The sequence below is a fragment of the Erythrobacter sp. 3-20A1M genome (assembly GCF_018636735.1).
Lineage (GTDB): Bacteria > Pseudomonadota > Alphaproteobacteria > Sphingomonadales > Sphingomonadaceae > Alteriqipengyuania.
Window position 1 is genome coordinate 1,742,265 of the sequence record NZ_CP045200.1, and the last position, 25,738, is coordinate 1,768,002.

The 25,738-nt window shown below is 61.8% G+C and carries 32 protein-coding genes and 3 tRNA genes; 19 read left to right on the top strand and 16 right to left on the bottom strand.

Going from position 1 to position 25,738, the window contains the following annotated elements; genetic code table 11:
- Positions 1 to 146: 146 nt before the first annotated feature.
- Positions 147 to 1,358 (top strand): LL-diaminopimelate aminotransferase, encoded by a 1,212-nt coding sequence (locus tag F7D01_RS08600; RefSeq protein WP_215227208.1) that lies wholly within the window; start codon positions 147 to 149, stop codon positions 1,356 to 1,358.
- Positions 1,359 to 1,467: 109 nt separating this feature from the next.
- Positions 1,468 to 2,283: a crotonase/enoyl-CoA hydratase family protein gene (locus F7D01_RS08605; protein ID WP_215227209.1), complete on the top strand. Its 816-nt coding sequence runs from the start codon at positions 1,468 to 1,470 to the stop codon at positions 2,281 to 2,283.
- Between the two features lie 26 nt (positions 2,284 to 2,309).
- On the opposite strand, the gene F7D01_RS08610 is transcribed toward F7D01_RS08605, so the two are convergent.
- The gene (locus tag F7D01_RS08610) at positions 2,310 to 3,086 is read right to left on the bottom strand and encodes an acyl-CoA thioesterase II (protein ID WP_215227210.1); all 777 of its coding nucleotides are present in this window, start codon (positions 3,084 to 3,086) and stop codon (positions 2,310 to 2,312) included.
- Positions 3,087 to 3,217: 131 nt separating this feature from the next.
- Between F7D01_RS08610 and F7D01_RS08615 the strand changes: the two genes are divergently transcribed.
- Positions 3,218 to 3,291: transfer RNA gene (locus tag F7D01_RS08615), tRNA-Cys, on the top strand.
- 68 nt (positions 3,292 to 3,359) lie between these two features.
- Positions 3,360 to 3,435 (top strand) — tRNA-Thr (locus F7D01_RS08620).
- A gap of 115 nt (positions 3,436 to 3,550) precedes the next feature.
- Here the strand turns inward: F7D01_RS08620 and F7D01_RS08625 are convergent.
- The 3 genes from F7D01_RS08625 to F7D01_RS08635 form a co-directional block, all read right to left on the bottom strand.
- Positions 3,551 to 3,778, bottom strand: a complete 228-nt coding sequence (locus F7D01_RS08625; RefSeq protein WP_215227211.1) for a DUF2171 domain-containing protein — start codon at positions 3,776 to 3,778, stop codon at positions 3,551 to 3,553.
- A gap of 104 nt (positions 3,779 to 3,882) precedes the next feature.
- Positions 3,883 to 4,161, bottom strand: a complete 279-nt coding sequence (locus F7D01_RS08630; protein ID WP_215227212.1) for a hypothetical protein — start codon at positions 4,159 to 4,161, stop codon at positions 3,883 to 3,885.
- Positions 4,148 to 4,303, bottom strand: coding sequence for a hypothetical protein (locus F7D01_RS08635; RefSeq protein ID WP_215227213.1), 156 nt, complete (start codon positions 4,301 to 4,303; stop codon positions 4,148 to 4,150). The genes F7D01_RS08630 and F7D01_RS08635 overlap by 14 nt, the downstream gene beginning before the upstream one ends.
- Before the next feature lie 284 nt (positions 4,304 to 4,587).
- On the opposite strand from F7D01_RS08635, the gene F7D01_RS08640 reads away from it, so the two are divergent.
- The 3 genes from F7D01_RS08640 to F7D01_RS15260 all read left to right on the top strand — a co-directional run bounded on the left by F7D01_RS08640 (position 4,588) and on the right by F7D01_RS15260 (position 7,766).
- The gene (locus tag F7D01_RS08640) at positions 4,588 to 5,652 is read left to right on the top strand and encodes a ribonucleotide-diphosphate reductase subunit beta (protein WP_215227214.1); all 1,065 of its coding nucleotides are present in this window, start codon (positions 4,588 to 4,590) and stop codon (positions 5,650 to 5,652) included.
- The gene (locus F7D01_RS08645; RefSeq protein ID WP_215227215.1) at positions 5,649 to 7,109 is read left to right on the top strand and encodes a hypothetical protein; all 1,461 of its coding nucleotides are present in this window, start codon (positions 5,649 to 5,651) and stop codon (positions 7,107 to 7,109) included. The genes F7D01_RS08640 and F7D01_RS08645 overlap by 4 nt, the downstream gene beginning before the upstream one ends.
- Before the next feature lie 357 nt (positions 7,110 to 7,466).
- Complete coding sequence (locus tag F7D01_RS15260) at positions 7,467 to 7,766, top strand: DUF1294 domain-containing protein (RefSeq protein WP_251566652.1); 300 nt, start codon at positions 7,467 to 7,469, stop codon at positions 7,764 to 7,766.
- A 323-nt stretch (positions 7,767 to 8,089) separates the two neighbouring features.
- Here F7D01_RS15260 and F7D01_RS08655 read toward each other — a convergent pair whose 3' ends face one another.
- Entirely contained in the window at positions 8,090 to 8,677 is a 588-nt protein-coding gene (locus tag F7D01_RS08655) for a thermonuclease family protein (RefSeq protein WP_215227217.1), read from the bottom strand.
- A gap of 263 nt (positions 8,678 to 8,940) precedes the next feature.
- On the opposite strand from F7D01_RS08655, the gene F7D01_RS08660 reads away from it, so the two are divergent.
- Complete coding sequence (locus F7D01_RS08660; RefSeq protein ID WP_215227218.1) at positions 8,941 to 9,417, top strand: hypothetical protein; 477 nt, start codon at positions 8,941 to 8,943, stop codon at positions 9,415 to 9,417.
- A gap of 30 nt (positions 9,418 to 9,447) precedes the next feature.
- Here F7D01_RS08660 and F7D01_RS08665 read toward each other — a convergent pair whose 3' ends face one another.
- Both F7D01_RS08665 and F7D01_RS08670 read right to left on the bottom strand, forming a co-directional pair.
- The gene (locus F7D01_RS08665; RefSeq protein WP_215227219.1) at positions 9,448 to 10,398 is read right to left on the bottom strand and encodes a formate/nitrite transporter family protein; all 951 of its coding nucleotides are present in this window, start codon (positions 10,396 to 10,398) and stop codon (positions 9,448 to 9,450) included.
- Between the two features lie 65 nt (positions 10,399 to 10,463).
- Positions 10,464 to 11,462, bottom strand: a complete 999-nt coding sequence (locus tag F7D01_RS08670) for a formate/nitrite transporter family protein (protein WP_215227220.1) — start codon at positions 11,460 to 11,462, stop codon at positions 10,464 to 10,466.
- A 413-nt stretch (positions 11,463 to 11,875) separates the two neighbouring features.
- Here F7D01_RS08670 and F7D01_RS08675 point away from each other — a divergent pair, with 413 nt between their 5' ends.
- From F7D01_RS08675 to F7D01_RS08700, 6 genes are all read left to right on the top strand, one after another.
- Complete coding sequence (locus tag F7D01_RS08675) at positions 11,876 to 12,130, top strand: hypothetical protein (protein ID WP_215227221.1); 255 nt, start codon at positions 11,876 to 11,878, stop codon at positions 12,128 to 12,130.
- Between the two features lie 70 nt (positions 12,131 to 12,200).
- The gene (gene argB / locus F7D01_RS08680) at positions 12,201 to 13,097 is read left to right on the top strand and encodes an acetylglutamate kinase (RefSeq protein ID WP_215227222.1); all 897 of its coding nucleotides are present in this window, start codon (positions 12,201 to 12,203) and stop codon (positions 13,095 to 13,097) included.
- 71 nt (positions 13,098 to 13,168) lie between these two features.
- Positions 13,169 to 13,465 carry a YggT family protein gene (locus tag F7D01_RS08685; RefSeq protein ID WP_215227223.1) on the top strand — a complete coding sequence of 99 codons (297 nt, stop codon included), beginning with the start codon at positions 13,169 to 13,171 and terminating at the stop codon, positions 13,463 to 13,465.
- Complete coding sequence (folD, locus tag F7D01_RS08690; protein ID WP_215227224.1) at positions 13,462 to 14,355, top strand: bifunctional methylenetetrahydrofolate dehydrogenase/methenyltetrahydrofolate cyclohydrolase FolD; 894 nt, start codon at positions 13,462 to 13,464, stop codon at positions 14,353 to 14,355. The genes F7D01_RS08685 and folD overlap by 4 nt, the downstream gene beginning before the upstream one ends.
- 14 nt (positions 14,356 to 14,369) lie before the next feature.
- The gene (locus tag F7D01_RS08695; RefSeq protein ID WP_215227225.1) at positions 14,370 to 15,044 is read left to right on the top strand and encodes a hypothetical protein; all 675 of its coding nucleotides are present in this window, start codon (positions 14,370 to 14,372) and stop codon (positions 15,042 to 15,044) included.
- A gap of 8 nt (positions 15,045 to 15,052) precedes the next feature.
- Positions 15,053 to 15,676, top strand: coding sequence for a MarC family protein (locus F7D01_RS08700; protein WP_215227226.1), 624 nt, complete (start codon positions 15,053 to 15,055; stop codon positions 15,674 to 15,676).
- A gap of 3 nt (positions 15,677 to 15,679) precedes the next feature.
- Here F7D01_RS08700 and F7D01_RS08705 read toward each other — a convergent pair whose 3' ends face one another.
- Both F7D01_RS08705 and F7D01_RS08710 read right to left on the bottom strand, forming a co-directional pair.
- Positions 15,680 to 16,285, bottom strand: a complete 606-nt coding sequence (locus F7D01_RS08705) for an LON peptidase substrate-binding domain-containing protein (RefSeq protein WP_215227227.1) — start codon at positions 16,283 to 16,285, stop codon at positions 15,680 to 15,682.
- 8 nt (positions 16,286 to 16,293) lie between these two features.
- Positions 16,294 to 17,214, bottom strand: a complete 921-nt coding sequence (locus F7D01_RS08710; RefSeq protein WP_215227228.1) for a tetratricopeptide repeat protein — start codon at positions 17,212 to 17,214, stop codon at positions 16,294 to 16,296.
- 202 nt (positions 17,215 to 17,416) lie between these two features.
- Here F7D01_RS08710 and F7D01_RS08715 point away from each other — a divergent pair.
- From F7D01_RS08715 to arsB, 5 genes are all read left to right on the top strand, one after another.
- Positions 17,417 to 17,491, top strand: a tRNA-Gly gene (locus tag F7D01_RS08715).
- 415 nt (positions 17,492 to 17,906) lie between these two features.
- Positions 17,907 to 18,245: a helix-turn-helix transcriptional regulator gene (locus tag F7D01_RS08720; RefSeq protein ID WP_215227229.1), complete on the top strand. Its 339-nt coding sequence runs from the start codon at positions 17,907 to 17,909 to the stop codon at positions 18,243 to 18,245.
- Positions 18,245 to 18,715, top strand: a complete 471-nt coding sequence (locus F7D01_RS08725; protein WP_215227230.1) for an ArsI/CadI family heavy metal resistance metalloenzyme — start codon at positions 18,245 to 18,247, stop codon at positions 18,713 to 18,715. Before F7D01_RS08720 ends, F7D01_RS08725 begins: the two co-directional genes overlap by 1 nt.
- A gap of 8 nt (positions 18,716 to 18,723) precedes the next feature.
- Complete coding sequence (locus F7D01_RS08730; RefSeq protein ID WP_215227231.1) at positions 18,724 to 19,224, top strand: arsenate reductase ArsC; 501 nt, start codon at positions 18,724 to 18,726, stop codon at positions 19,222 to 19,224.
- Positions 19,221 to 20,288: an ACR3 family arsenite efflux transporter gene (gene arsB, locus F7D01_RS08735; RefSeq protein ID WP_215227232.1), complete on the top strand. Its 1,068-nt coding sequence runs from the start codon at positions 19,221 to 19,223 to the stop codon at positions 20,286 to 20,288. The genes F7D01_RS08730 and arsB overlap by 4 nt, the downstream gene beginning before the upstream one ends.
- Before the next feature lie 222 nt (positions 20,289 to 20,510).
- On the opposite strand, the gene F7D01_RS08740 is transcribed toward arsB, so the two are convergent.
- The 7 genes from F7D01_RS08740 to F7D01_RS08770 form a co-directional block, all read right to left on the bottom strand.
- Positions 20,511 to 21,428, bottom strand: coding sequence for a DUF1259 domain-containing protein (locus F7D01_RS08740; RefSeq protein WP_251566654.1), 918 nt, complete (start codon positions 21,426 to 21,428; stop codon positions 20,511 to 20,513).
- A 52-nt stretch (positions 21,429 to 21,480) separates the two neighbouring features.
- A complete protein-coding gene (gene chrA / locus F7D01_RS08745) occupies positions 21,481 to 22,875 on the bottom strand; it encodes a chromate efflux transporter (protein WP_215227233.1) in 1,395 nt (464 codons plus the stop codon).
- A 309-nt stretch (positions 22,876 to 23,184) separates the two neighbouring features.
- Entirely contained in the window at positions 23,185 to 23,349 is a 165-nt protein-coding gene (locus F7D01_RS08750; protein WP_215227234.1) for a hypothetical protein, read from the bottom strand.
- Positions 23,346 to 23,621 carry a helix-turn-helix domain-containing protein gene (locus tag F7D01_RS08755; RefSeq protein ID WP_251566656.1) on the bottom strand — a complete coding sequence of 92 codons (276 nt, stop codon included), beginning with the start codon at positions 23,619 to 23,621 and terminating at the stop codon, positions 23,346 to 23,348. Before F7D01_RS08755 ends, F7D01_RS08750 begins: the two co-directional genes overlap by 4 nt.
- 750 nt (positions 23,622 to 24,371) lie before the next feature.
- On the bottom strand, positions 24,372 to 24,629 hold the full coding sequence (locus F7D01_RS08760) for a hypothetical protein (protein ID WP_215227235.1): 258 nt from the start codon (positions 24,627 to 24,629) through the stop codon (positions 24,372 to 24,374).
- A gap of 130 nt (positions 24,630 to 24,759) precedes the next feature.
- The gene (locus F7D01_RS08765; protein ID WP_215227236.1) at positions 24,760 to 25,215 is read right to left on the bottom strand and encodes a hypothetical protein; all 456 of its coding nucleotides are present in this window, start codon (positions 25,213 to 25,215) and stop codon (positions 24,760 to 24,762) included.
- Positions 25,205 to 25,573: an Imm8 family immunity protein gene (locus F7D01_RS08770; RefSeq protein WP_215227237.1), complete on the bottom strand. Its 369-nt coding sequence runs from the start codon at positions 25,571 to 25,573 to the stop codon at positions 25,205 to 25,207. Before F7D01_RS08770 ends, F7D01_RS08765 begins: the two co-directional genes overlap by 11 nt.
- Positions 25,574 to 25,738: the final 165 nt, after the last annotated feature.

Genomic DNA, 25,738 nt, shown 5'->3' on the forward strand with positions numbered 1-25,738 from the left:
GGGCCCTCCTCGCAGTTCCTCTCCGGTATTCAATACATGACGCGCGCGCTATATCCCCATCGATATTTTGTTACCGCGGCAATTGCGGCGGCTGACGGAATGTTTCAGAATCGCCGCCGATCGCCCGTCACATTCTCAGGACCACGATGGAAACCGAATTCTACCGCATGAAACGCCTGCCGCCCTACGTCATCGCGGAGGTGAACGCGATGCGGCACGCGGCGCGGCGTTCGGGCGAGGACATCATCGATCTGGGCATGGGCAATCCCGACCGCCCGCCGCCCCAGCACGTGCTCGATAAACTGTGCGAGGTGGCGCAGAAGCCCGATGCGCACGGCTATTCCCAATCGCGGGGTATTCCCGGGCTCAGAAAAGCGCAGGCGAATTATTACGGCAATCGCTTCGGGGTCGATATCGACCCGGAGCGCGAGGTAGTGGTGACGCTGGGGTCGAAGGAAGGGCTCGCCAGCCTCGCCAACGCGATCACCGCGCCCGGCGATGTGGTGCTGGCGCCCAACCCGTCCTACCCTATCCACACCTTCGGCTTCATCATCGCGGGCGCGACGATCCGCAGCGTACCGACCACCCCGGACGAGGAATATTGGCGTCAGCTGGAAAGCGCGATGGCCTACACCGTGCCGCGGCCCAGCGTGCTGGTGGTGAACTATCCCTCCAACCCCACCGCCGAAGTGGTCGATCTCGCCTTCTACGAGCGGCTGGTCGCCTGGGCGAAGGAGCATCAGGTCTGGATCCTGTCCGACCTCGCCTATTCGGAGCTGTGGTACGACGGCAATCCCACCCCCTCGATCATGCAGGTGCCGGGGGCGAAGGACGTGGCGGTCGAGTTCACCTCCTTGTCGAAGACCTATTCGATGGCGGGCTGGCGGATCGGCTTCGCGGTCGGCAACCAGCAGCTGATCGCGGCAATGACGCGAGTGAAGAGCTATCTCGACTACGGTGCCTTCACCCCGATCCAGGCAGCGGCCTGCGCCGCGCTGAACGGCCCGCAGGACTGCGTGGAGGAAAACCGGCGCATCTATCACAAGCGGCGCGACGTGATGGTGGAGGCGTTCGCGCGCGCGGGCTGGGACATTCCGCCGCCGCCCGCCAGCATGTTCGCCTGGGCTCCGCTGCCGCCCGCACTCGCCCATCTGGGCAGCCTGGAATTCTCCAAGCAGTTGCTCACGCATGCGCAGGTCGCGGTGGCACCAGGCGTTGGCTATGGCGAGGAGGGCGAAGGCTATGTCCGCATCGCGATGGTGGAGAACGAACAGCGGTTGCGGCAGGCGGCGCGCAACATCAAACGCTATCTTTCCGCGCAGGGAATCAACACCGGCGATCGGCGCGCGGCGGGTTGAGCGCTCGCCCGCATCGGGTTTCGCCACCACCTCGATTAATATTATTATCACCTGCTAGACAGCGCCCCCGAATTGCGCGACGGAGCGATCCCTACAGGAGACACAAGCGATGGCGGCCATTCCTCTTTCGACGAACGACCGCGTTGCAGTTTCGCTGGATGACGATGGCGTGGCTCAGGTCCGCCTGACGCGGCCGGACAAGATGAACGCGCTCGATCGGGCGATGTTCGACGGCATCATTTCCGCTGCCGAATCGCTCGACAAGATGCGCGGGCTGCGCGCCGTGGTCCTGTCGGGGGAAGGGCGGGCGTTCAGCGCCGGGCTCGATACCGCTAGCTTCGCCAACATGGCCGATCCGGACGAACCCCCGCTGGAAGAGCGCACGTACGGCATCGCCAACCGGTTCCAACAGGTGGCGACTGCCTGGCGCGAGCTGGCCGTGCCGGTCGTCGCGGCCATTCACGGTGTTTGCTTCGGCGGCGGCCTGCAGATCGCCAGCGGTGCCGACGTCCGGATCGCACGCGCCGACGCTCGTCTTGCGATCATGGAAATGCGCTGGGGGATCGTGCCCGACATGGGCGGCTATCGCCACTGGCGCGGCTTGGTGCGCGACGATGTCCTGCGCGAACTGGTCTATACCAACCGCGAAATTTCCGGCGAGGAAGCGCAGGTGATGGGACTCGTGACCGAGATCGCCGACGATCCGTTGGCACGAGCTCTGGACCTCGCCGGAACGATCGCCATGCGCAATCCGCATGCGATCCGCGCGGCCAAGCGGCTGTCCAACGCCATGGCCGATACGGACGGTGCGGCGCTCCTGCTGCGCGAGAGCGAGGAGCAGGCGGCGATCATTCGATCGTCCAACCAGGTCGAGGCGGTGCTGGCCGGCATGGCCAAGCGGATACCTGTTTTCAGCGACGTCTGACGGCGCCCTCTGACAAGGGCCTGCGGTCAGCCGAAAATCGCGACCAGCTGCTGGCCGGCGACCACCTGCCGACCGTCGGCATCCCACATGCGCAGGCGCTCGGTCGAGTAGCCATCGGCAGCCTCTACGCTGGCATTCTCCGTCAGGAACCAGCCGTCGCGCGTTTCCGGTGCGGGGTCGAGGAGGTTGAAGGTCCAGTTGATCGAACTGAGCGGGCCGGGCCGCTCCATCGCCCGCATCGCGCCGGGGGGCAGGGTGTCTCCCATCAGCACGATCCGGCTGGTGGGGTCGAGTCCGCCGCCTGCCTTCAGCCGGACCCAGCGGCGGATGACGGGCGGACCGGACCAACCGCGATCCTGCGCCCGGCGGACCTCGTAATTGTTGGCGAGGAACGCCGGTGCCTGATCGATCGCGGAATCGGCGTTCTCCTCGGGACTGCCGGGCCATGGCTCGGCGCACGGCGCGCTGTGCCGCGCATTCGCCTCGCGGGCTGTACCGAAGAGGAAGAATGCAGTCAGCGCAACCTCCTCGTCGACCAGCAATTCGCTGCGCACCTGCGCCACGTTTCGCCCCTGGCGGATCATCGCGACCCGCGTCGTGACCGTTTCCCCGACCGGCGCGACGAAGCCGACCTGGCCGCTGCGCAGGGGGGGCAGATCGGGAAAGCGCCGGACGGCGGCGGTATAGGCGACCAGCGTGCTCGCCCCGCCATACAGGGTGCGCCCCTGCATCCACGGATCGGCGGGCAGGGTGATGGTGGCATCGCGGTCGGTCACAGGGGCGATCAGGTCGAGTGCGGACATCGCAGCGCCATGCCATCCTTCGCCACGCGGGACCAGCCTGCGGGAGTGCGAATCCAAAACCGTTGAATTGCGATCGGGCGTCGGCTAGGGGCGCTGTTCCCGCGCGACTGTCCGCCAGCCGCGCGGGCGGCGGCCCGATGGCGGAGTGGTTACGCAGAGGACTGCAAATCCTTGCACGCCGGTTCGATTCCGGCTCGGGCCTCCATCTTCCGGTCGCAGCGGCAAATTCCGTTGCGACCCGTCGCCCGCGCGATTAAGGCGCGGTCCGGCAATGCCGCTTTAGCTCAGTTGGTAGAGCACATCATTCGTAATGATGGGGTCACGTGTTCGAGTCACGTAAGCGGCACCAGCCCACTTTCGCGAAAACAACGTTCAGGCGTCGGGTGTGCCTGCCTTCAGGCCTTAAACGAGAAAAGCCCCCGCTCTCCTGATGGAAGCGAGGGCTTTCTGCATATGCTGGCCGATTAGTTGGCGCCGGTACCCGTCGGAATGCGTGCACCCTGCTTCAGGTAGACGCGGTTGTCATCGAGCTTTTCGACGTCGTCCAGCGGGATGAAGTGGTGCGATCCGTCGCTGGCATCGGATTTGGTCAGTTTGATACGATCGTCCTTGACCTCGTCTACCGTGCCGACGTGCTGACCGTTGGCGTCAGCGACTTCCATATGCTCCTTGATCCGCAGCTTCTCGAACATGAATTCTTCCTTCCTTTAAAGCGTCTTATACCATACCAACGGCCATCGCCGTCGCGCGTTCCGCAACTCGTCGCGAGTTGGAAACGGGTCGGTGCGGGGAAGGATCACTCGCCGTTCTTCGCGCCCCGATCCGCCTTCGCCTTGCTGTTCTCGTCCGCTCCCGGTGCTTCCATATCGCCGTCGGATTCGGAGTAGCTGTCGTCCTCGGCATCGGCGGCGATCGGGTCCCCATCGCCGGGGCCGCCTTTTGCGCCGGGGGGAAGTTCGCCGTCCTCGTCGATCGTTTCCGGCTGGTTGACCGCGTACTGGTCGTAGCGCGGATCGTCGTCGCCGACCGGGTTCTCGATCGCGTGGCGATGCGCCTCGTCCTTATCCTTCGCCATCGTCCTTGCGCTCCTCTTCCTCGCGCCGCTTCGCCTTGGCGCGCGCCGCATCCTCGCGCGGGCCGGTGCGTTCGGGTTCGAACGGCACGTCGGACTTCGCATGGGTGAGATCGGGGCTGTTGTCGGGTTCGAGCTTGCCCATCGCGGGGCTCCTTTCGTTTCGCCTGTGTGAGGTAAAGCGCACCGCCCGCCCCCGCAGTTCCGGGGCCGGCATGAATTATCCCCACCCGATCCCGCGCCGGCATTTTGGCAGCGCGGGACACACCCGCATAATCCGATCCCGACGCGCCGGGGGCGTACCGATTCGCAGCTGTTGCCGATGGGACTCATCCCCCACAGGCGAGAGCGCCGCCCGCCACACGGCGATTCACATTTCCGCCCACAACCGCTATATGTTGTGGGTCACACGAACCGGAGCCGCAATCCATGTCCCTTCTCGAAGCCCGCAAGACCTACAAGCCGTTCGAATATCCGTGGGCCTACGACTTCTGGAAGCGCCAGCAGCAGGTCCACTGGATGCCCGAGGAAGTGCCCTTGGGCGAGGATTGCCGCGACTGGGCGCAGAAGCTCACCGAGCATGAGCGCAACCTGCTCACCCAGATCTTCCGCTTCTTCACCCAGGCCGATGTCGAGGTGCAGGACTGCTACCACGAGAAATACGGCCGGGTGTTCAAGCCGACCGAGATCAAGATGATGCTCGCCTCCTTCTCCAACATGGAGACGATCCACATCGCGGCCTACAGCCATTTGCTCGACACGATCGGCATGCCCGAGAGCGAATACGGCATGTTCCTCGAATACGAGGAGATGAAGGACAAGCACGATTACCTGCAGCAGTTCGGCGTCGACACGGACGAGGACATCGCCCGCACCCTCGCGGCGTTCGGCGGCTTCACCGAAGGCATGCAGCTGTTCGCCAGCTTCGCCATGCTGATGAACTTCCCGCGCTTCAACAAGATGAAGGGCATGGGCCAGATCGTCAGCTGGTCGGTCCGCGACGAAAGCCTGCACTGCGAAGGCATCATCCGCCTGTTCCACGAATTCGTGCGCGAGCGCGACTGCTACACCAAGGCGGTGAAGGAGGACATCATCGACATCTGCCAGAAGTCGGTGCGGCTGGAAGACAACTTCATCGACCTCGCCTTCGAGATGGGGCCGGTTTCCGGCATGACCGCGAAGGAGATCAAGAAGTATATCCGCTACATCGCGGACTGGCGGCTGGGCCAGCTGGGCCTGCAGCCGCTCTACATGGTCGACGAGCACCCGCTGCCATGGCTCGCCCCGCTGCTGAACGGCGTGGAGCACGCCAACTTCTTCGAACAGCGCGCGACCGAATATTCGAAGGGCGCGACCAAGGGCGACTGGAACACGGTGTGGAGCACCTTCGACAAGCGCAACAAGGCCGAGGCCGCGAACGAGGTCGACGGCGCTGAGGACGACGGCCCGGGGCTGTTCGGGGATGATGCTGACGGGGTGCAGGCGGCGGAGTGAGTAAAAGCTCAAAAGCGCCCATTCTTTTCTCCAGTGCTTTCGACGCAAAGCCGAAAGTACTGGAGAAGTTGGGCGTGTTTGATGTCAGCCTGAACATCGATACGAAGCTATTCCCAGATCCGCTTCTTCTGGAGAATAGTGACCATGCCGAAATGCGAGCGGCACGCTCGCATTTCGAGCAATATTTCGAGACAGTTCGGACGCTTGTTGCAGCGAGTGGCGAAAATGAGAAAACGAAAGCTTGGCGGTCCGCCTACAAGCTCCTCAAATTTCCGGAGGTAAAAGGGACATGCCTTGGATACGGCGCTGACTCGATAGCGGGCTCTGGCGTTGGCCATGAGATGACCCAGCGACTTCTCGCTACAGCGAGCGAGATCGTGCAACTAGGAATTGACGATCCAGATTTATTTCTGGCGATGGGGCTATTTGAGGAGGACTTTGGGCCTGACTTGATTGGCGATATGTTCACAAACGTCTGTTTCGAGCAAATCATGGCATTCAATCTCAGAGTGTATGAGTCTTTGCGAATAAAGACAAAGACATTCAACATCAAACTTGGAAACGGAAAGCGTTACGATGCCAAGTTTGCGGAGAATCCGTGTTTCCCAGAAGCGGACATTCCTGTCATTCTTCTGCCGAAAGATATCCTTCAGGACCTGCCTCTCGCGCTGGATTGGGCTGGAGTACAAGAGGTAAGTGCGAGAAACGCCGAATTCCGAGATAACCTAAACGAAGACATCTCAAAATTGTGGTCAAAGAAAACACTCGAGAGCAAGTCGAAGCTTAAAGCTTGGGCGCTTTCGGGTGAGGGTGCTTTTGGCAACTTACTCGACATGCTGCACGGGCAGGACGGTAAACCCTATGATTTTGCCGGTGACAGACTTGGTGAAATTATCTGGAGAACTATCGGTGAGAGAGTGTCATCCGATTACCCACTGAAAATCTCGAAGCCAAAGGCAACGTCAAAGGAGGAGATGGCGAAGGTTGTCGCAAAGATCCTAGAGCAATATACATTTCTGATTGAAAAAAGAAACCTCTGGAAAGACTTATATGTAGACTCGAAAACCATTCGCTTGGAGCAGGCCGCTCAGAGGATGTTCTATTCGATTGCCCATTCCTATTGCGAAGCGAACGATCTTGATATCTCGCCTGAGGCTTACGCGGGCCGAGGCCCGGTTCATTTCAAATTCTCATCGGGATTTAAAAAGAGAATTCTCGTGGAAATTAAGCTCTCAACAAATACGCGGCTCGTTCATGGATATGAGAAGCAGCTAGCCCTGTATGATGAGGCTGAGAAACCCTTTAAGAGTTACTTTCTCATCCTAGATGTCGGCAAGCTTAGAAATAAATTGAAGGATGTGCGCTTTTTAGAAGAACAGCGAAAAAAGAAGGGGCTCAGAACACCTGAGATAGTCGTGGTAGATGGCGCTTACCGAAAATCTGCCAGCAAAGCTTGAAAGAGTTCCTTCCCCCTTAACACGACCGCCGCCGCGCCTCGCCCCATCTTGTTGCTGGCCCCTCGACCGAAAGCGGCTCGACCGCGCTTGTTCCGCCGCGGGCGATGACGCGTAGCTTGCGGCCGTAACAGTCTTCATAGCGGCGGACTTCGACGCAGCCGGAATTAAGCTATGCGGTCAGCCACGCGGTACGCGCATTTCGGCGGTGCGCTTGGGCTCGTCAAATGGGCGCGAAATCTTCGTTGCCTCGATGCTTGGGGCGAAGCCCCAGCGGTCAGGGCTGGACATTGTACGCCCGCGCAACTCCTGACAGGCCCGCTAATCACTCCCTCACCAATTCCGCACTATCGCGGCGTGGTGGAAGAGCTACTCGCCCAACCGCCGGCGTTGCTGGCGCTCTACGCGCTGATCGGGGTGAATTTCGCGACCTTTGTGGCATTCGGCCTCGACAAGGCGTGCGCGGAGCAGGGGATCCGGCGGGTGCGGGAATCGACGCTGCTCCAGCTCGCCTTCTTCGGCGGGACCGTCGGTGCCTATGCAGGCCGGGCGCTGTTCCGACACAAGACACGCAAGCAGCCGTTTTCCGGCAATCTTCACACCATCGCCCTGCTGCAAGCGGCGGCCTGCGTCGGGCTAGTGGTGTTCTTCTTGGTCTGAGCCGGCGAAAGGGTGAGCGGGCGGATTTTCCTACTCCGCGCGGATTTGCTTGAAAGGCGGCGATGCGCGCGCACCGCTCCCTTGCGAAAGACGCCCTCCCGATCGCTCGAAGGCGCGAGGGTCTGCGTTTTCCCGCCTCGCCCCTGGGTGTCACCCTGCCACGTCAGACCGAAAAACGCTTATCGCCCAACAGCTTGCCGCCGCAGGCGAAAGTGACGGGGTGTCACTTTCGTCACCCGCGCGGCCTCGTCGACCGGGTCCGCTTTTCCGCGTCAGGACACTGTTCCATGTGTTCCATCCTGTTGGATTTCGCGCCCCCTCGTTCAGCACCAGTCGCGGCGGAAGCCTTGCCATTCCTCGGCCAGCCCCTCGCGCACCAGCGTGTCGCCCAGGCTCCTGCCGTCGCGGGTCAGGATGCGCAGCTTGCGGTGATACTTGTCCGTATCACGGCCATCGGGGTTGGGCTCGATCGAAAAGGCGCCATCGTTCAGCAGCGCGGTCATCCGGGCGGTGGCGCGTTCGCCCAGGCGGCGCTCGTAGTCGCAGTCCGGGTCGCTCACCTCGGGCGTGTTGATGTCGGCGATACGGATCTTCTCGCCCCGGTACCAGATGGTGTCGCCGTCGATCACGCAGGTGACGCGGATCGGACCGGCGCAGCGGGAGAAATGCGCGCTTTCCCCGTCGCGGCCATCGGCGCCCGAGCCCGCCTCCGCCTCTGGTGGGCCGCTCAGCAGCCACACGGCGGTGAAGGCGGCCAGCGGCGCGGCGACCAGTATCGGGCCGAGCCCGCGCGCGGCGGCGAGCCAGCCGTCGCCACCCGCGCGACGCCGCTTCGGCACGCCATAGGCGGCGGGGCGCGTCCAGTCGCGGCGCGTGCGCTTCGTACGGCGGAAAGGGAGCAGCTTTCCCATCGCCGCACAATCTGCGCCGCAAGCGGTAAACGAACCGCCAATCGGGGCATCGGGGAGGGCCCGAGGGCGTGCTCTGCCGCACGGGCGCGGCGGCTCGCCGCTTTCGGAGAAGCGATCGGCGTAAGCATAAGACTTTGTTCTGAAACGCTAAAATCGCACATTCCGCGACGAGCCGAAGATCTGTCGCGACCGGCCCCCGGCACCCCAATCGCGCGATCGTGCGTTCTCCCGCCCACCTACAGACGCAAGGAAGGAGAGAACCCATGCGCAAGATAACACTTCTCATCGCGAGTGCCGGCGCTGCGATCGCCATGCCAGCCGCCGCTCAGGTCAATGCCGGGGCAGGCGCGCAGGTCGATACCGGCGAGGTCGTGGGCCAGACCACCGATACGGTGGGCACCGCGGCGCAGGATACCATGCAGACCACGCAGGATACGGTCGATCAGACGGCGCAGATGATGGCCGCCACCCGGGCGCAGGTGACCGCGGGCGTGTCCGTCGCCGATTCCACCGGGGCGGAGATCGGGACGGTGACCGCGATCGACGGCGACATCGTCACCGTGAGCGACGGGGATGCGACCTACCGCCTGCCCATGAGCTATCTCTATGCCGAGGCGGAAGGCGCGGTAGAGACGCTGTATCTGGGTGCGACCAAGGCCGAGCTCGACGCGGCGGTCGCAGCGCAGGCGGATGCCGGAGCCGGTACGGAAGCGGATAGCGAAGCCGAGCCGGAGGGCTAAGGACGGGTAGTGGCGCGGGCGGGGTGCGGATTATCCCCGGCCGCGCCCTGCCGATGCGCTGATCCGGCCGCGCGGGCGGGCCTCCACAGCCCGCTTGGCTTCGCTCCCCTCGATCTCGGCGCGCACGGGGGCATGGGCCAGCAGGGTGAACAGCAACGCCCCGCCGACGATATTGCCAAGGATCGCGGGGATCAGGAAAGCGAACAGGCCCTGTCCCAGTCCGATCGCACCACTGAGCACGGCGATCCACATCTCCGCGCACCCGACGATGGAGTGCGCCACGCTGCCAAGCGCCATCAACCAGGTGATGATGGTGATGATCAGGATATCCTGCCGCTCCAGGTTGGGCGAGGCCCACACCAGCGTGGCGATCATGAAGCCCGCGGGGATGCCGCGCCGAAACGCGTCGGGCATCAAGATGTGCATCTCCTCCACGGAATGGGCGACAACCGCCGCGCTGACCTGCGGCATCCCGCCCAAATCGAAGTGGTTGAACAGCGCGAAGCCCAGCGTGCCGACGACATTGCCGGCGATGACGATGCCCCACATCCGCAGCGTCCGCAGCAGGTTGCGCCGGTTGCGCGTCGTCGCCAGCGGCAGCACGGCGGTCAGCGTGTTCTCCGTGAACAGCTGCATGCGCCCGGCGATCACGGCGATGAAGCCGACTGAATATCCCAGCGCGACCAGCACGCCCTTGTAACTGCTGTCGGGCAGCGAAACGGCCAGAATGCCTTGCGCGAACGGGGAGAGTCCGATGACAAAGCCGCAGCCGAGCGCCGACCAGAGCAGGGCGAAGAACGGTTTCTCCAGTTCGGCGATGCCACGCAACCGGATGATTTCGTGCACCAGCTTCGCACTGGCGACCTCGTGATCGCGGATGATCTCCTTCTCGTTCCGGTCGAGATCTTCGAGCCTGGCGTCGCTCTCGGAGTTCTTTAGCGCCCTTGGCCGCTTTTCGTGCTCGGACTCGCGATCTGTCATGCAGTAAGGACCTTCCGGGGGCCGGGCCGTTCCCGCGCCCGCGTCCGGCGATCCGCGCTACGCATTCAATAATGCTCGCGGTGGCCGAAGAGCCATTGCTTCATGCTCATCCGTTCGTAGCGCTCGAACATCCGGCTATCCTTGTGCTCGGCGAACTGGGCGTAGTTCAGCACCGCGACGAAGATGATGCCGCCCAGCGTGTTCCCGATCAGGACCGGGGCGACGAAGTTCGGCCAAAGTACCCAGAAGTTCACTGTCGGGTCGGCGAAGGCGATATAGAACGCCTCCACCGAGGACGTGATGACGTGGAAGAACGTGCCAACCCCGATGAAGTACATCAGCACGTAGATCACCAGCGCACGACCGATCGAATCGCGCATGGCATGAACCAGCCAGACCATCGCGGCCACGATCCAGCCTGCGATGATCCCGCGGTAGAAAATCTCGAGCCACTCGGTTTCGATCGCGTGATGGCCGATCTCCATCGCCCTCGCCGCTCGTTCAGGCGTAAAAACGTTCGAATAGGCGATAGCCGCCGCGAACGCGATCGCACCGACCATGTTACCGACGAAGACGACGAGCCACAGCCGCAACAGGTCGCGCAGGCTCGCCAACCGGGTCAAGACCAGCACCACCGGAGTCAGCGTGTTCTCCGTGAACAGCTGGTAGCGGCCCAGCACGATGATGAGGAATCCGACCGGGTAGAGCAGGTTGCCAAGCAGGCCAGGCTCGATCTCACCGGCGCTTTCGGTGAAGATAACGCGCGCGAGGAAGGTCAGACCCAGCGCGCCGCCCGCGCCCAGGGCGCTCCAGAACAGGTAGAGATTGCTGACGTCCAATTCGTGATCGGCGGTCGAAAGAACACGTTTGAAAATCTCGGTAAAGCCAAAGTAATCGGAGACGGCTTCGCCTTCTTCGGGCGGGTGGGACACATCCTCCCCCTCTTGCCCTTCATCGTCCTTCCCATCCTGCGGGTGGTTGAGGGGATGGCTATTCTCGTCCGAACCAGGCTTTCCGCCTGTTCCGCCGCGCTGGGCACCGTGAAGGTCTTCGGATCTGGTCATGGCACTCCCCTGCTTAATAGAGGTGAGACTGCCGATGTGCCTTAGCGTTCCCGCACGGGGCATTCGCGCTTCTTTAACCGGCGCCTGCGTAACGCCTCTTTGTCATGCTGGTGAGGCAAAAGGACATATTCCGCAGCCGGTGGAAGGCGCTGATCTGGGCGGCTGGCGTTCTGTTGACTACCTATTGCAGCATGCCTTCGCTCGATGAGGCCACGAGCGATGGCAAGGAAGCCCACGGCAGACACGAAAGCAAGCAGTCCACCAATCCTTGGGCTCTTGAGGCTCAGAACCATGACAAGCGGAACTGAGCGGGCCAGCTAGAGCGCGGAACGGGTGTGTGCCGCTGTCGTTGATTGATCGAACGGGCCGACCGCGCCCGCTCCATTTTCCAACCATTCCGATAGGAGCTCATCATGTCCGACCCGGTCCCCGATAGCACACCGAAAACCCGCTGGATCTGGGTTGCCTTGATCGTATTGCTCGCGGTCGGTGCGGTCGCGATCTATTTTAATGCCGACGGTGATACCGACGATGTCGAACTCGCCGATTCCGCCGTGACGACGCAGCAGGAGCGGCTCAATCAGGATCTGCCGCAACCGGGCGAACCGAACGCCACGGAGCAGCAGATGGATCAGCCGGTCACCGCTGCCGAAACGCCTGGCAACTAAGCGGCGGCTTTCCCCCATCGCGGCGAACCGCTAAGCGCGCCGGCGACGCGACGCGGAAGGAATGCATGCGATGAATGCGAACGGGAACGCGGCCATGCTCGCCAAGGCCGAAGTGCTGATCGACGCGCTGCCCTATTTCCAGCGCTATGCCGGTCGCACTTTCGTGGTGAAATACGGTGGCCATGCCATGGGCGACCCCAAGGCCGCGCGTGAATTCGCGCAGGACATCGTGTTGCTGAAGGCGGTCGGCATCAATCCGGTGGTCGTCCATGGTGGCGGCCCGCAGATTGGTGCGATGCTGAAACGGCTGGGGGTGGAAAGCACCTTCGTCGATGGCCTGCGCGTGACGGACAAGGCGACCGCGGAGGTCGCGGAAATGGTCCTCTCCGGGGCGATCAATAAGGAACTGGTCGGCTGGATCGCGCAGGCGGGCGGCAAGGCGATGGGCATATCCGGCAAGGACGGCGGCCTCGTCACGGCGACCAAGGTGCAGCGCACCACGCGCGATCCCGACAGCCAGATCGAGCAGGTGCTCGACCTCGGCTTCGTGGGCGATCCGACACATGTCGATACCACCATCCTCGACACGGCCAGCGCGGCGGGGATGATCCCCGTGGTCGCGCCGATCGGTGCCGGGGAGGGTGGCGAGACCTACAACATCAATGCCGATACCATGGCAGGCGCGCTGGCCGGAGCGCTAGGCGCGGCGCGGTTGTTCCTGCTGACCGACGTGGCGGGCGTGCTGGGCGGGGACGGCGAATTGCTGACCGACCTGACCCCGGCTGGTATCGCGACGCTGCGCGAGGAGGGTACCATCACCGGCGGGATGATCCCCAAGCTGGAGACGTGCGTTTCCGCGGTCGAAGCAGGGTGCGATGCCGCAGTGGTGCTCGACGGACGCGTGCCACACGCCATGTTGCTCGAATTCTTCACCAGCCGTGGGGCAGGGACGCTGGTCCACAAATAGCGCCCAATCCCTTGAGCGAGCGTCGCGGGTGTATTACTTCGCCAAGACGCCCGCCGGATACAGGAACCGATATGCAAGCCCTTCTTACCCTCTACGATATCGTCGCGATGCTGACGAACGTGTTCGTCATGCTGATCATCGTCCAGTTCGTGATCGGTCTGCTGTTCGCGTTCAACGTGATCAGCCCGAGCAACCAGTTCATGTCGCAGGTCTATAACTCGATCAACGCACTGCTCGAGCCGCTGCTGGCCCCCATCCGGCGACGCATGCCTGCAACCGGCGCGATCGATTTCTCGCCGCTGGTGCTGATCATCCTTCTCCAGATCATCCTCATCGTCCTGCGCGGTCTCATCGGGGGTGTCGCTTGAGCGCGGACATCATCGACGGGAAGGCATTCGCGGCCAAGGTGCGCGAGCGGGTCGGTGCCGTAGCCGCCGAGTTCGAGACAGCGGCGGGCCGCAAGGCGGGCCTGGCGGTGGTGCTGGTGGGGGAGGACCCAGCAAGCCAGGTCTATGTCCGCAGCAAGGGGAAGGCGACGCTGGCAGCGAACATGGACAGCTTCGAGCACCGCTTGCCGGAAGATACCTCGCAAGCTGCGCTGGTCGCTCTGGTCGAGAAGCTGAACGCGGACGAGGCAGTCGACGGTATCCTGGTACAGCTTCCTCTGCCTGCCCACATCGATGCGCAGGCGGTGATCGCCGCGATCGATCCGGACAAGGACGTGGATGGCTTCCACGTGATCAATGCGGGTCGGCTCGCGACCGGCAGCACCGGTTTCGTGCCATGCACCCCGCTGGGCTGCATGATGCTGCTGACCGACCGCTTGGGCGATCTCTCGGGACTGGAAGCGGTTGTAATCGGCCGCTCCAATATCGTGGGCAAACCGATGGCGCAGTTGCTGCTCGACGCCAACGCGACCGTCACTATCGCGCATAGTCGGACGAAGGACCTGCCCGCAGTCGTGCGCCGCGCCGATATCGTCGTCGCTGCCGTCGGTCGGGCGGAGATGGTGCGGGACGACTGGCTGAAGGACGGCGCCACCGTGATCGATGTCGGGATCAACCGGCTCCCGCCTGCCGCTGGCGAGGAGAAGGGCCGCCTGGTCGGCGATGTCGATTTCGCAGGAGCGAGTGCCCGGGCGGGCGCGATCACGCCGGTGCCGGGCGGCGTGGGTCCGATGACGATCGCGGTGCTGCTGCGCAACACGCTGGTCGCCGCATATGCCCATGCCGGGCTCGACGCGCCGACGGATCTCTAGAACCGGGGGTTACCATGAAGCCGATTGCCGCTCTCGCCTGCCTTGCCGCCGCGCTCGGCCTTTCCGCATGTGCCACCTCGGGCATGTCGCGCGACCGCTACGATCGACTGGTCGGCGATGTCGCCAATCCGAGCAAGGTGATCGCGACCGAGCTTGCCTTCGCCCAGGCCGCCCGAACCGAGGGGCAGTGGACCGCGTTCCGCGAATATGCGGGCGAGGGGGCGGTGATCCTGGGCCCTGGCGGGGCGATCGCGGCAATGCCTTGGCTCAAACAGCAGACCGATCCCGCGCAAGCGGTTTCGTGGGAACCCTATGCCGTTTGGAGCAGCTGCGACGGTTCGCTGGCAGTAACGCGCGGAACCTACAGCGAGCCGGGCGGGGTACAGGGGACGTTCGATACCGTCTGGCATCGCCAGAAGGACGGCGATTATCGTTGGGTGCTCGATTTCGCTTATCCGGATGCCGCAGAGGAAAAGCCGGAGATGATTGCGGCCAAGGTCGCCGATTGCGGTGCGCCTGCGGCGCAGCTCGTCGCCGATCCCGCCACTACGCGCATCGCTTCGGACGACAATACGCTGGTGGTCGATTACGCCGGGTCTGCTTCCGGTGCCCGGCAGGTCACGGTGGGCTTCCTGACCGATGGCGCGATGCAATCGGTGGTTGACGACGCGGTGACGACGAACGACTGACCGCCGCCGTGCTGAACCTCTTCATCTCCGCCTTCATCACGCTGTTCGTGATCGTCGACCCGCCCGGTTGCGCACCGATCTATGCCGGGCTGACCAAGGGCGCGAGCGCGACCGAAGCCCGCAACATGGCGATCCGTGCCTGCGTCATCGCGGCAGGCATCCTGCTCGTCTTCGCATTGTTCGGCGAGCAATTGCTCGGCGCGTTGCATATCGAGCTCGACAGCTTTCGCATCGCGGGCGGGCTGATGCTGTTCTGGATCGCGTTCGAGATGGTGTTCGAGAAGCGCACCCAGCGGCGCGAGGAACGCGCGGAGAAGGTCCTGGCAACGCCAGAGGTGGAGGACGTCTCGATCTTCCCGATGGCGATGCCGATGCTGGCCGGACCGGGCGCGATCGCTGCGATCATGCTGCTGACCAACAATGCCCGGGGGGTGCAGGGTACGCTGGTGGTCCTCAGTGCACTCGCAGCCGTGCTGGTCATCACGGCTGTCGCGCTGATCGCCGCTGGCCCGATCATGAAGGTCTTCGGCGCGCGGGTGGAAGCGGTCATCACCCGCCTGCTCGGCGTGCTGCTCGCCGCTTTGGCCGCGCAATATGTCATCGACGGCCTGAAGGGCTCGTTCGGGATTTAACCGCTACTGCAAGGTGACGCGGTCGTCGCCGCCATCGTGGCGGCCGAAGAAGTGCATCAACTGGATCAGCAGTTCGCACCGGGCGCCGAGATCGGGTGCCTCGAGCAGCGCCTGTTTCGCAGCCGGATCGAACGGCGCGATCTGGCTGACGCCGTTGATCAGCGACTGGTCGTCGAGCCGTTCCACCGAATCCCAGTCGACCGCATAGCCTTGCGAATCGGCGAAACGGCGCGCCTCCTGCTCGAACCCTGCCCGTTCGACGCTGGACAGCACCGCGTCCTCGTCATCCTCGATCAGTTCGCCCTCCACCTGCCGGAACGCGGTAGTGACATCGAGCTCGCGCACGAGCCGAAAGCGCGATTCCCCTTCCAGCACCAGGTTGTAGCGTCCGTCGTCGAGCGCCTCGACCTCGCCGATACGCCCGACGCAGCCGACCTGGAAAAGCGGTGCGTCCTTCACCGCCGGGTTGGGCTGGATCATAGCGATCCGCCGGTCGCGCGCCAGCGCATCGCCGACCAGCGCCCGGTAACGCGGCTCGAACATGTGGAGCGGCAATTGCAGACCCGGGAACAGGATCGCGCCGGACAGGGGGAAGATCGAAAGACGCACGCGCCCGCTTATCCGAACAGGATCTTGCTAAGCCGACGCCGTGTGGTCACCACCCAGGGATCCTCCAGCCCGATCGCCTCGAATATCTTGAGCAGACTGGTGCGGGCGGCACCATCGTTCCATTCGCGGTCGGTCTCTATCATCTGCAGCAGCACATCGGCGGCCTCGTCGCGATGCCCCGCCGCAAAGGCGGCCTCGGCGAATTCGATCTGCGTTTCCGGAGCGTTGACGTCCGCCGCCTTGCGCAGCCGGTCGAGTTCAACTTCATCAACCTCGCTACCGGCGAAATCGAGCGCGCTGCGCACCTGATCGATCTGCGGGTCCTTGGCCACGTCGTCCGGCAGCGCAGCGAGCGCGGCCTGCGCTTCCTCGACCCGGTCGGCCGCTACCAGCGCACGAATCAGCCCTGCCTGCGCGGCCACATTGCCCGGCTCCATCTCGGTCACCTGCTGGAAGATACCGGCGGCGCGCTCCGCCTCGCCATCGGCAAGCACCTGCTCGCCCATCGCGACGAACTGTGCGATATCCTGCTGCTGCCGGCCTGCCTGGCCCGGCGCCGCATCGTCATCGCCCGCTTCGATGGGCAATTGGGCGAGGATCTGGTCGAGCATCTGCTTCAGCTGGCTCTCGGTCCGCGCGCTGGTCAGGTCGGCCACCGGCTGGCCCTGGAACAGCGCGTAGACGGTGGGGATGGACTGGACCTGGAACTGGCTGGCGATGAACTGTTCCTTGTCCACGTCCAGCTTGGCGAGCAGCACGCCTTTGTCCGCGTAATCCGCAGCGACCTTTTCCAGCACCGGGGCCAGCGCCTTGCACGGGCCGCACCATTCGGCCCAGAAATCGAGGATCACGAGCTTCTTCATGCTCGGTTCGACCACGTCCTGCCGGAAACGGTCGACGGCTTTCTGTTCGTCCAGATTGAGACCCATGCTGGCCAATTTGCTTCCCCTATCAATTTTCGGTGCGCCCGCACCGGCGGGCTCGATCGCCCTGCCCATGTGGGCGCTGGAACGGACAAAGTGAAGGGGCGCGCAGGCTTCGCGAATTTTGCCCTTGCGGCGAATCCGGCACGCTGCTAGGCGCGCGCTTCCCCGACGGGCCTGTGCATCAGACCCGGTCGAGCGTCAGTGAGCGGGCGTAGCTCAGGGGTAGAGCACAACCTTGCCAAGGTTGGGGTCGGGCGTTCGAATCGCCTCGCCCGCTCCATTTTTCTTTCGAAAATTGAACCGCTTAAGCGGATCGCAAGTTGGCGGATCCTGCTTCCCCGGTCTGTCGGTTACTCCGGGGAAGCACGGGGGAAGCACAATTCGGAGTTTCGTGGCGCACTCTGGCGTTTGCATTGCGGCATTCTGAACCACCCGATTCCAAGGTGCAAGGGTTGGCTTGGCGTATGCCCAGCTTGGAGTGCGGTCGGTGAAAGTATCCAATCTAATTGCCCAATTCGCTTGTCATTTGAAGCGGCGGAATTAGGGCCGCTTGCGGACCGGCAGCTATTGGGCCTGAAGCTGCTCAAAGCCGACTCAGGTGAGCAGAGGATCACGATTGATAGCATCGGAGATCCTACTTGACGCGTGGCCTACTCTTCCATAGTTCGATAGTTATCGAATCATTGGAGTGAGCAATGCAGGCTGAAGGTGTAATTCGCGGATTATCCGCCCTGGCGCAGGAACATCGCCTCGCCGCGTTCCGCCTGCTGGTTCAGGCAGGCAAGCAAGGCGTTGCTGCCGGGGTTTTGGCTGACAAGCTCGACGTGCCTCCGTCTTCAATGAGCTTTCACTTGGCTCAGCTCGCCAATGCAGGGCTGGTCACGCAGCGTCGCGAAAGCCGCTCGATCATCTATTCGGCTGACTACGCCGCGATGAACGGCCTGATGGGTTACCTCACCGAAAACTGCTGCGACGGCGTGTCCTGTTCCGAGGATGCAGCTTGCCTCCCTTCTCCCCAACGAAAGAGCGCCTGATGAAACGCTTTCATGTGCATGTCGGCGTGACCGACATCGACAAGTCCGTCACCTTCTATTCGAGCCTGTTCGGTGCCGAGCCTGCCGTAGTGAAGTCCGACTACGCCAAATGGATGCTCGAGGATCCGCGCATCAACTTCGCGATCTCGATGCGCGATGATGCGACCAAGGGCATCGAGCATGTTGGCTTGCAGGTCGAGGACAAGGCCGAACTCGAAGAGGTCTATGGTCGGCTCAAGGCTGCTGACCGTCCGGTGCTGGAAGAAGGCGCGAGGATCTGTTGCTACGCGCAATCGGAAAAGAGCTGGATCGCCGATCCTGACGGCGTCGTTTGGGAAGCCTTCCTGACCGAAGGCGAAAGCACGACCTACGGCGGCAATCCCGATCTCGATCAGCTCGCCTCCGCCAACGCTGCATCGAGCGCCTGCTGCGTGCCACAACTGGCTCCGGCCAAGACCTCCTGCTGCTGAGGCTATCCATGTCAGACCAACCGTTGAACGTGCTGTTCCTGTGCACGGGCAATTCCGCTCGCTCGATCCTGGGCGAGGCCATCCTCAACCATGACGGTCAAGGCCGCTTCAAAGCCTACAGCGCGGGAAGCAGTCCGACCGGCACGGTAAATCCCTGGGCGATCCATACGCTCAAGACACTGGGCTATCCGGCACAGGGCTATTCCTCCAAAAGCTGGAGCGAGTTTGCCGATGGACCGGAGTTCGATCTCATCTTTACCGTTTGCGACAGCGCGGCGGCTGAATCCTGTCCAGTCTGGCCTGGTCGCCCGACCTCGGCGCATTGGGGCATTCCCGATCCGGCGGCGGCAGAGGGTAGCGATGCCGAAAAGGCAGCGGCCTTCCTCGATGCCTTCCGCATGCTCAAGCGGCGGATAGACCTGATGCTTGCACTGCCGATTGCGAGCCTGGAGCAGATTTCCCTGCGTGAAAAGCTGCAAGCCATTGGGCATGAGGCGGAGAAACAATGACCGCGACCACAGCAGACATTGACACCCGCGCGGCGGGACTTGGCCTGTTCGAGAAATGGCTGTCGGTCTGGGTCGGCGGAGCAATTCTCGTCGGTATTGCGCTTGGCAACGCCGCGCCGGAATTGTTCTCCTCGCTGGCGGCTATCGAATACGCCTCGGTCAATCTTGTCGTCGCGGTGCTGATCTGGGCGATGATCTTCCCGATGATGGTCGCGGTCGATTTTGGCGCGGTGCGCCGCGTCGGTGACAAACCCAAGGGCCTTATCATCACCCTGGTGGTCAACTGGCTGATCAAGCCGTTCACGATGGCGGCGCTTGGCGTGCTGTTCTTCGAGGTCGTCTTTGCTGACCTGATCGCGCCTGCCGATGCTCAACAGTATATCGCTGGGCTGATCTTGCTGGGTGCGGCGCCTTGCACCGCGATGGTGTTCGTGTGGTCGCAGTTCACTAAAGGCGATCCGGCCTATACGCTGGTGCAGGTCGCAGCCAACGATCTCATCATGATCGTTGCCTTCGCACCCATCGTCGCGCTGCTGCTGGGAGTGACCGACATTGCGGTGCCGTGGGAGACGTTACTGCTTTCGGTCGCGCTCTATGTGGTTGTGCCGCTCGCTGCAGGTGCCTTGGTGCGTCACCGGCTGCTCGCTCCGCATGGCGGCAATGAAGCGGCGGTGTCCGAATTCACGGGCCGAATGAAGCCGTTTTCGATCATCGGGCTGCTTCTCACCGTGCTGCTGCTGTTTGGCTTCCAGGCTGAGACGATAGTCGCGCGTCCACTGCTGATCGCGCTGATTGCTGCGCCAATTGTAGTCCAAAGCTATGGTATCTTTTTCATCGCTTATGGCTGGGCCAAAGCGTGGAAGCTCCCGCACGCCATAGCTGCGCCCTGCGCGCTTATTGGCACGTCAAACTTTTTTGAACTGGCCGTCGCTGTGGCAATCGGACTGTTCGGGTTGGGAAGCGGTGCTGCGTTGGCTACCGTGGTCGGAGTGCTGGTCGAAGTGCCGGTGATGCTTTCACTTGTAGCGTTCGCCAACCGGACGCGACGAAGCTTCTCGACCTAAATTGGGCCGCTTCGAGACAGTCTGGTTTCGGGAGCTTTCCTAACAAAACGGACAATCCGTTCGCAATTAAAATCGGGGCGCGTGCCACATCCACATCTCATTCAAAGGCAAGCCCGCAAGTTAGCGACATAACTTACGTTCCCTGCCATTTCGAAGACAATGCCTGTCGCAACGAGGTGCAAACGATCACCGCCTTACCGAATTTTATCGGAATGGTTGCGCCTATCCAGGTTCTGCCTGTGCGTTACGGGCAGCAGCAATCGCCGCTGCAAGCTCTTTCGCTGGTCCCACTCCCCAGTAGTGGAGGAAGTAAAACATCGGTTCGCCGCCGATCATGTGGTTATGCAACGCTACGATATGGATATCCCGCTCGCGCAGTGCGCGGAGCACTGGCTGAACTTCGTCCTCGGTCATGATGAAGTCGCCATCGACGGCAGCAAGTTCGTCAGTCCCCGAGAATGCCGCCCAGGTCGTCAGCCCCATGGACCCTCCGATATCGATGCCGTGCATGCGGCCCTGACGGGCGAAGGTGTATTTCACAACGCCGCCGCCAATGCTGGGCTCGGCGCCTAGGATATCGCTTAGAGGCGCGGCATTTATCGTTCCGTCAGCATCCGGTGTCATGCCACCGAAGCTGCGCCGCGGTGTCGGGGAGGCGGCGCGCACTTCCTTGATGGCATCCCAGACCGCCTTCACGCCCGCTGCCATCCTGGCTGTTTCTCCGTGCCCGCCGATGTGCATGAAATACACGGGTGGATCGTCGAAAATGAAGTGATTGTGTAGTGCGGTGACCGAAAGACCGTTCGCCAGGGCAGCATCCATCGCAGCGGTGATTTCGTCCTCGAACACGACCGTATCACCCATGACCATGACCCCGCCATCAACGGGTTTGAAGGCAGCCCATGAGCCGAGACCCGCAGGGGGATCGAGGCGCATGCCATCAACCATCACCTCGACGTCGTCGCGCGTCCAGCCAATGCGCGCCACCCCGTCCTCGGTCATGGTGACGGTTGCATGCGAAGCTTCGAAGACGAGCGCCTCGAGGTTACCCGAATTGTCCTGTGCATGCAGATGCGACGGCATCGCCGCTACCGATAAAGCCAGACTGCCAACAAGCATTGTTTTGTGGAAAGGTTTCATTTTCCGGTCTCCTTCGATGTGTTTTCAGGCGCTCGGGGCTGTTCTAGGAAAGTCAGGCGCCTGGCGTTGTTCCAAAAAAGTAGAGCGCCCCGATGAGAGCGCTTGCAAAGAGGACAGGCAACATCCCGATCTTGAAGCGCAGCATCGCAACCAACGCTGCGGCGGCAATGACAACCGACGCGAGGTCGATCGTCGCCAAATCCGGCACGAGCAGTCGCGCGCCATAGCCTCGGACCTCGTCAAGCCGCGCGAATGCAACGTGCAGCGCGAACCAGATAGCGAGGTTGAGGATCACGCCCACGACCGCCGCCGTGACGCCCGAAAGCGCCGCCGTCAGGAGCTTCACACCGCGTAATTTCTCGATGAACGGTGCGCCAAGGAAAATCCAGAGGAAGCAGGGCACGAATGTGACCCAAGTCACGATCACCGAGGCCGCAATACCCGAAGCTACCGGGCCCAACAAATCTCCTTCGCGGTATCCCCCCATGAATCCTACGAACTGGACAACCTGAATCAGTGGGCCCGGCGTGGTTTCCGCCATACCCAATCCATCGAGCATCTCCCCCGGGGCCAGCCAACCATGCGTTTGCACTGCTTCCTGGGCCATATAGGCCAGAACCGCATATGCACCGCCGAATGTGACGACCGCCAGCTTCGAGAAAAAGATCGCCAATTGGGTGAACACGTGATCGGGGCCGACGAGAAAGATCAGCACGCCTATGGGCGCTGCCCACATACTGCCCCAGATCATTACCGTGCGACCGGCTCCGCGCCATGTCGGCCGAGCCGTCGCCATTCCCCCAGCATGAAGCACGGCCTCCGGCTCGCCCTCCCCGTCCTCGGAGGTCTCTCGGGCGCGGATGACGAGGAAGCGCGCAGGATCGAAATGGCCGCCAAGAAATCCGACCAGCGCGGCAGCCGCGATGATCAGCGGGAAGGGGATATTGAAAACGAATATCGCCGCAAACGCAGAGGCGGCGATGAGATACATCGGCCAGGTCTTCAGCGCCTTTCTTCCGATGCGAACCAGAGCTTCGATAACCACTGCAAGGACTGCAGCCTTTATGCCGAAGAAGATCGCCTGGACGAAACTGGCGTCTTGAAAGCTGGCATAGAGCACGCTGAGCGCGAGAATGCTGAGAAAGCCGGGAAGAACGAACAGGCATCCCGCGAGAATGCCGCCGCGCACACCGTGAAGCAGCCAGCCAATATAGGTCGCAAGCTGCATAGCCTCCGGCCCTGGCAGGAGCATGCAATAGTTCAGCGCGTGCAGGAACCGGTTCTCGCCAATCCAGCGCTTCTCGTCGACCAGAATGCGATGCATCACGGCAATCTGGCCAGCCGGTCCGCCGAAGCTCAGGGCAGCGACCCGCGCCCAGACACGCACAGCCTCGGAGAAGGGTATCGGACCTTGATCTACGGAGACTTGTTTACCGGGAGAATTCATCAACGCGTCCTTCGCACACAACCCATCGGGCCGGACTTGGGCGCATTGCCTTATCGGGCGCCGGTGTAAATGCCCGAAGCCAAACTCCTAGATCATCGATTTGGTGCTGTCAAAAGCCTTACGCGAACAGTCTGCCTTGCACTTGGAGAATGTCGGCTTTCGAGATCGGCATCTGTATCTTCGATTTCCGAATTGAGGGCACGAAGCCGCCCCCAAGCTACTACCTAATCCAATGGCAGGTATCAGGGTCGCGACGAGAACGATGAAATGTCCAATATGCGGGCGCGAAGCGGACATTGCTCCTGTGCACTAGAAGCGCCGCGAAAGTTCCACGACCACGCTGGCTGCCAATGCATCTTCGGCTTTCTCGCGTCGCTCCCGAACCGTCGATACCAGCTGACGCTTCGAGTGGCTTGGCATCTTGACGATTGCAGCGAGCACGATGGCTTTCATGAGATCGGGATGCATGGTCATTGCACAGCTTCTGCAGTCGGCTCATCTGAATTCTTCCGCCGTCTCTCAACCAGCGCGCGGAGACTGGCAGTCAGCACCAGCGTCGAACTGCCCAGCTTGATGATCTCGATCTCACGTTTACCGATGAGCACATAGAGCGTGCTGCGCCCGATCCCGAGATAGCGGCAGGCCTCGGGGACACGCATCACGATCGGTTCTATTGTCTGGCGCTGTCGTTGCTCGCGAAGATGCTCTGTCGTGCCTGCGGATGGCATGCCGGTCGGTCCTTTCATTCATTTGGGTGATGACGGACCGACCTGGGGGATCATGGAGGGGAGCAGACCGGCCCGCCATCGACACCGAGTATCGCTCGATCATGGGTTGCCACGCCACATGACGTTTCTACGCTGGGGCCGCCTTTGATGCGCTGCCGTCCAAGGACATGATGAATGAAAATCCTATCGCATGCGCCGATATCTGTTTGGACGGACATGGGTACGCATGCTGACGCATATCAGGCTCGAAAGACATCTGAGTACGCAATGCGCCGTCGCTGACTGAGTTGAAAACACACGTCTTTGTTAGGAGAGCGCCGGTCGGCTTACTTAAGTGCCGTCGCATATTGCTCAGCAAAACCAACCACCTGCACCCCGACCGACGGCGGTGCTTTTATCTCGCCCTAGATTCCACACTTCAAATCAGACGCTTGCGGACAAATACCCCGAGCTTCTCACGCCTGCAAGCGGATTGCATCGCGACTGCATCCGGCGCGGCCAGCGACCTGCAGCGATAGCGGTGCGAGTGTGCCTCTGATCTGCAACCAAACCGCAAATTTTCTGCAGCGGCAGTACCTAAGAGCGTCGCCAAATGATCCCACGCCATGGCAGCAAAACAACGCGATCATCGCACACCAACGGCCAGATATTCGGATTGCGAGCGCACACGGGATGCTCGACGATTGGTTGCAGCCACGATCGTGGGCGGCTTTAGGGGCAATAGTCTTGACGCTTTAATGTCGTGGATGGGGCTGTCAGCGGACTATGCTAATCGGGCGTTGCTTGCACCCATATGCGGGGAACCTGATACTTTGCGGCCCACTGTTTTGCAGCGTCGAGCGCCGACTCTAAGCTCAGATCGCTCTTCGGCAGCGAGGCGTAAAACACACCCTCACCTGACGCTTTGAAGCCGTAGCCGCTGCCGAAAAATCGATCATCATCGCTAGCTTCGACGACAAGCCACGCATCCTCGTCAGCCATTTCCGGCATTTGCTCGTCGGGCTTCAGGTAGATGTATTCGACCATCGAAAAGCTATCCTCACGTTTACATAGATAACCGTGATGTCGTCGCTAGAGCAAAGGCTGCTCTTGGCAATGTCCCCGCTCGGCCATGCCGGCAAGAATGGGGTGGAATGCGGACATCTACCCGGCGACACTAAAGACCTTCCAGCGTTTTGGCACCGGCAAGCAGAGTTTTGGCGAAATCGCTTTGCCCACTGGTATTGCCCTGAGGCTCAAATCCATATCCGTCAAAACAGACGATCAAACTCGCGATAAGGTAACTTGCGGCGCGAATTTCGGACGGCGACCGGGTGCGGAATGAAATCACCGCTTCCTTGGTGGTGATTTGACGACTGTCCCTAGCCGCCAACTGCTCATTAATTGCCGCGAGGTCCTCGGGAGCGACCGCAGCTGGAATGACTTCTCCTTCGAGGTAGGCCAACGTGCCATCGATTATGACCTGGACTCCATCGTTCTTTACATCGGGTTGGTCAGGAGATGGAAAGTTCTGAACTTCGATAGGATATTCTCGCGCTGAGGCGCATTGCTGAACTTGTTCGACATTTGGCCAGTTGTCTGCGTGAATTGCTACGTAGAAATCAACGCTCATCTAAGCCTCCCTTGTGCCCAGCATGGTAGCCCTCAAACTCCCAGCGCAAAAATGGTCGGACGATCTCGACAAAGTCTTCAAACCGCTCAAAGTCCCGCTTGCCGAAAGATGACTGGATTGCCCGCCTGACCTGCGTTTCGTCCAATCGCTCGACAATCAAAAACCCGCCGCAGAATCCAAGCTGATCGTTTTCCAGATGCTTCTTCGCCCACTTTCGATTGGAAACATTGGCAAAGAACAGGTCGAAGCCTTGCGCTGGACTTTCTCCAATTTCGATGAGGCAGTGACAGGTGGCGGGGTTGGCATCACTCTCGTCGAAATCATCTAAGAAATCGACTGATCCGACTTCGATCTTCATTTTGCTTCCCTGACTATTTTCGACAACAGATGCCTGAGACGATTAAGGGCCGCAATGGCGGCGGCCGCCAAAGGTCCGGATTTGGTGATCTCCGCGTCGGGCAGAAACGGCAAGTACGGGGTGGGAAGCCGCTTGTCCGCTTTGCGGATGCATCAGGGGACAAGC

Excerpts from the sequence above, each read along its gene's own strand:
- F7D01_RS08600 (WP_215227208.1), top strand. The coding sequence starts at position 147 with ATGGAAACCGAATTCTACCGCATGAAACGCCTGCCGCCCTACGTCATC.
- F7D01_RS08605 (WP_215227209.1), top strand. The coding sequence starts at position 1,468 with ATGGCGGCCATTCCTCTTTCGACGAACGACCGCGTTGCAGTTTCGCTG.
- F7D01_RS08610 (WP_215227210.1), bottom strand. The coding sequence starts at position 3,086 with ATGTCCGCACTCGACCTGATCGCCCCTGTGACCGACCGCGATGCCACC.
- F7D01_RS08625 (WP_215227211.1), bottom strand. The coding sequence starts at position 3,778 with ATGTTCGAGAAGCTGCGGATCAAGGAGCATATGGAAGTCGCTGACGCC.
- F7D01_RS08630 (WP_215227212.1), bottom strand. The coding sequence starts at position 4,161 with ATGGCGAAGGATAAGGACGAGGCGCATCGCCACGCGATCGAGAACCCG.
- F7D01_RS08635 (WP_215227213.1), bottom strand. The coding sequence starts at position 4,303 with ATGGGCAAGCTCGAACCCGACAACAGCCCCGATCTCACCCATGCGAAG.
- F7D01_RS08640 (WP_215227214.1), top strand. The coding sequence starts at position 4,588 with ATGTCCCTTCTCGAAGCCCGCAAGACCTACAAGCCGTTCGAATATCCG.
- F7D01_RS08655 (WP_215227217.1), bottom strand. The coding sequence starts at position 8,677 with ATGGGAAAGCTGCTCCCTTTCCGCCGTACGAAGCGCACGCGCCGCGAC.
- F7D01_RS08660 (WP_215227218.1), top strand. The coding sequence starts at position 8,941 with ATGCGCAAGATAACACTTCTCATCGCGAGTGCCGGCGCTGCGATCGCC.
- F7D01_RS08665 (WP_215227219.1), bottom strand. The coding sequence starts at position 10,398 with ATGACAGATCGCGAGTCCGAGCACGAAAAGCGGCCAAGGGCGCTAAAG.
- F7D01_RS08670 (WP_215227220.1), bottom strand. The coding sequence starts at position 11,462 with ATGACCAGATCCGAAGACCTTCACGGTGCCCAGCGCGGCGGAACAGGC.
- F7D01_RS08675 (WP_215227221.1), top strand. The coding sequence starts at position 11,876 with ATGTCCGACCCGGTCCCCGATAGCACACCGAAAACCCGCTGGATCTGG.
- argB (WP_215227222.1), top strand. The coding sequence starts at position 12,201 with ATGAATGCGAACGGGAACGCGGCCATGCTCGCCAAGGCCGAAGTGCTG.
- F7D01_RS08685 (WP_215227223.1), top strand. The coding sequence starts at position 13,169 with ATGCAAGCCCTTCTTACCCTCTACGATATCGTCGCGATGCTGACGAAC.
- F7D01_RS08695 (WP_215227225.1), top strand. The coding sequence starts at position 14,370 with ATGAAGCCGATTGCCGCTCTCGCCTGCCTTGCCGCCGCGCTCGGCCTT.
- F7D01_RS08710 (WP_215227228.1), bottom strand. The coding sequence starts at position 17,214 with ATGGGTCTCAATCTGGACGAACAGAAAGCCGTCGACCGTTTCCGGCAG.
- F7D01_RS08720 (WP_215227229.1), top strand. The coding sequence starts at position 17,907 with ATGCAGGCTGAAGGTGTAATTCGCGGATTATCCGCCCTGGCGCAGGAA.
- F7D01_RS08725 (WP_215227230.1), top strand. The coding sequence starts at position 18,245 with ATGAAACGCTTTCATGTGCATGTCGGCGTGACCGACATCGACAAGTCC.
- F7D01_RS08730 (WP_215227231.1), top strand. The coding sequence starts at position 18,724 with ATGTCAGACCAACCGTTGAACGTGCTGTTCCTGTGCACGGGCAATTCC.
- arsB (WP_215227232.1), top strand. The coding sequence starts at position 19,221 with ATGACCGCGACCACAGCAGACATTGACACCCGCGCGGCGGGACTTGGC.
- F7D01_RS08740 (WP_251566654.1), bottom strand. The coding sequence starts at position 21,428 with ATGAAACCTTTCCACAAAACAATGCTTGTTGGCAGTCTGGCTTTATCG.
- chrA (WP_215227233.1), bottom strand. The coding sequence starts at position 22,875 with ATGAATTCTCCCGGTAAACAAGTCTCCGTAGATCAAGGTCCGATACCC.
- F7D01_RS08750 (WP_215227234.1), bottom strand. The coding sequence starts at position 23,349 with ATGACCATGCATCCCGATCTCATGAAAGCCATCGTGCTCGCTGCAATC.
- F7D01_RS08755 (WP_251566656.1), bottom strand. The coding sequence starts at position 23,621 with ATGAAAGGACCGACCGGCATGCCATCCGCAGGCACGACAGAGCATCTT.
- F7D01_RS08760 (WP_215227235.1), bottom strand. The coding sequence starts at position 24,629 with ATGGTCGAATACATCTACCTGAAGCCCGACGAGCAAATGCCGGAAATG.
- F7D01_RS08765 (WP_215227236.1), bottom strand. The coding sequence starts at position 25,215 with ATGAGCGTTGATTTCTACGTAGCAATTCACGCAGACAACTGGCCAAAT.
- F7D01_RS08770 (WP_215227237.1), bottom strand. The coding sequence starts at position 25,573 with ATGAAGATCGAAGTCGGATCAGTCGATTTCTTAGATGATTTCGACGAG.